The organism is Candidatus Accumulibacter aalborgensis (genome assembly GCF_900089955.1).
Classification (GTDB): domain Bacteria; phylum Pseudomonadota; class Gammaproteobacteria; order Burkholderiales; family Rhodocyclaceae; genus Accumulibacter; species Accumulibacter aalborgensis.
On the sequence record NZ_FLQX01000072.1, the window covers coordinates 1 to 2279 of the forward strand.

The 2279-nt window shown below is 57.3% G+C and carries 4 protein-coding genes; all 4 read left to right on the forward strand.

What is annotated here, in order from left to right:
• Positions 1 to 71: 71 nt before the first annotated feature.
• The 4 genes from ACCAA_RS04680 to ACCAA_RS04695 are packed head-to-tail and all read left to right on the forward strand — an operon-like array spanning position 72 to position 2249.
• Complete coding sequence (locus ACCAA_RS04680; protein ID WP_186406080.1) at positions 72 to 701, forward strand: hypothetical protein; 630 nt, start codon at positions 72 to 74, stop codon at positions 699 to 701.
• A 5-nt stretch (positions 702 to 706) separates the two neighbouring features.
• Complete coding sequence (locus ACCAA_RS04685) at positions 707 to 943, forward strand: acyl carrier protein (RefSeq protein ID WP_186406081.1); 237 nt, start codon at positions 707 to 709, stop codon at positions 941 to 943.
• Positions 940 to 1686: an SDR family NAD(P)-dependent oxidoreductase gene (locus ACCAA_RS04690; protein WP_245754438.1), complete on the forward strand. Its 747-nt coding sequence runs from the start codon at positions 940 to 942 to the stop codon at positions 1684 to 1686. Before ACCAA_RS04685 ends, ACCAA_RS04690 begins: the two co-directional genes overlap by 4 nt.
• Positions 1683 to 2249 (forward strand): class I adenylate-forming enzyme family protein, encoded by a 567-nt coding sequence (locus tag ACCAA_RS04695; RefSeq protein WP_186406082.1) that lies wholly within the window; start codon positions 1683 to 1685, stop codon positions 2247 to 2249. Before ACCAA_RS04690 ends, ACCAA_RS04695 begins: the two co-directional genes overlap by 4 nt.
• Positions 2250 to 2279: the final 30 nt, after the last annotated feature.

Here is a 2279-nt window from a genome sequence, read left to right on the forward strand (position 1 = left end):
CCGCTACCGGCTGCCGCCTGATTGAGGGGCGGTGCCGGCGAGCGGGGGGCTAAACGATTACTCCTTGCCTGTTGGCCGAAGTCGACCGCTGGAACACGGCGAACGGCGTAGGGCAATGTGTCACGCGCATAGATGCTGCCGACGGCGCCCTGAAGGCGAGGATTCAGGAATCCGGCTTCTATTTCGCAGAGACATCCTTCCGATTGTCAAAAACCAATCTCGCACACTGTGATTTCAACAAAATCACCACCAAACGACTTTACTTGCGCCCGTCGGAAAATCGGGATCGAACAGTGGTGCAGGAAATTGCCGCGACAGACTTTCTCTTCGGCAGATTTCTGGAAGACCCCTTTCTGGAGGCGGGTCTGGGTGCTACGCGGCACGCCAACTGGGTTGGCGACCTTCTCGATCAGGGATTGCTCTATGTGGCGGTGCTGAATGACCGAGTGCTTGGGTTTCATGCTGAGAGATTGAGCAGCGACGGAAAAGAAGCCGACCTCATCCTGACCGGTACCGCGAGGAAATATAGCCTGCTGTCACTTCCGCTGTGGGTCAGTGCGCTCGACTCCCTTAGAGAGCGAGGCGTCACCCGGGCAAGCACGATGATTTCTGCTGCTAATATTGGCGTACTCAATCTATATTGCGCACTCGATTTCCATTTTGATCAAACACTGCTTGGCTTCCACAAGCGATACATCTAATACTCATGAGCATAGAACGAATCCGCAGCGTATTCTCCCAGGCCCTCGGCCTTCCCGAGGAATTTGTCAATGACCAACTCCTGTACTCGTCCGTCAAGGCGTGGGACTCCGTCGCGCATATGGCCCTGGTCGCGGCCCTTGAAGACGAGTTTGGCATCATGCTCGACACCGAAGATGTCATCGACATGAGCAGTTTCGTAATCGCTGTAGAAATTATGAGAAAACATGGGGTTGATACGTGAGTGAGGATCTGGCCGGCAAGGTGGTGCTCATTACAGGTGCATCGCGCGGAATTGGTCGTGCGACGGCTCTGGCCTGTGCGCATGCCGGTGCCGTTGTGGTCCTGCACGCTCGCGCCCGAACGCATCTGGAAGACGTGTCTGAACAAGTACTGGGAATCGGGGGCAAGAGCCTCGTCGTGACATTTGACCTCTCCTTTCCGGAAGGTATCGCTACTGCTTACGAGTCGATCTTTCGCGTGCTGGGCCGTCTTGATGGCTGCGTGAACAATGCCGGAATGATGACCAGCGGCCTGCTCGGCATGATCAGCGCCAAGTCAATCCAGGAGACTCTTGGCTGCAACCTGCAGGGTACAATCCTCAGCATGCAGTATGCCGCACGTCTGATGCGCAGAAGGAAGCAGGGTTCTATCGTCAACCTGTCTTCAATCATGGGTACTCGTGGCGCTCCCGGATTGGTTGCCTATGCTGCTAGCAAGGCAGGTGTTGTTGGGGCTACCCTTGCAGCAGCGAAGGAGCTCGCGCCCGAAGGGATCAGAGTCAACGCCGTCGCGCCCGGATTTATCGAAACGGACATGACTCGCGCGCTTTCCGCGGAGCAGCGCGCACAGAGTCTTTCGCAGATTCGCATGGGGCGAGCAGGGCGTGCGGAGGAAGTAGCGCAGGCGGCATTGTTTCTTCTATCCGACCGGGCTTCCTACATCAGCGGTCAGGTTCTTGGCGTTGACGGCCTGATGTGCGTATGAGCGCTTTCTGGACACTCTCCACCGAGCAGGATTCGTGTGCACTGATCAGCGACGCGGGCGCCTCCCTCAACTATGGCCACTTGACATCGCTCACCGATAGCATGGCAGTGGCACTTCCTGAGAAGGCACGCCGGCAACTTGGATTCATTGCCTTGGCACCGACCCCAGCATTGGTGGCCGTGTACCTGCACGCGCTCCGGTCGACGCGGCATGTGCCCCTGTTGCTTCCTCCCGACTTGCATACAGACTTGCTGGCGTCGCTGGCCCGCAACTACCAGCCCGATTGGATTGCATTGCCGGGCAATCATCGGGGCGCCGCGGGGTATGCGCCGTATTGGGCTTCCGATGATGGGAAAATACTCGTGCGCACCGGTCGAACTCTATCTGATCCAGAGCTTTACCCGGATCTGGCATTGCTGTTGACAACCTCGGGTTCGACAGGATCCAACAAACTTGTCCGGCTGTCCTATGAGGCACTGGCTGAAAACGCCATCGCGATCAGCAAGTATCTCAATCTTGACGCGAACGACCGTGTGTTACGTCCTCCCCTGGCCAAGGTCTAAGGGCTCCAAATATCCCGCGTACGGTCGGGA

Excerpts from the sequence above, each read along its gene's own strand:
- ACCAA_RS04695 (WP_186406082.1), top strand. The coding sequence starts at position 1,683 with ATGAGCGCTTTCTGGACACTCTCCACCGAGCAGGATTCGTGTGCACTG.
- ACCAA_RS04685 (WP_186406081.1), top strand. The coding sequence starts at position 707 with ATGAGCATAGAACGAATCCGCAGCGTATTCTCCCAGGCCCTCGGCCTT.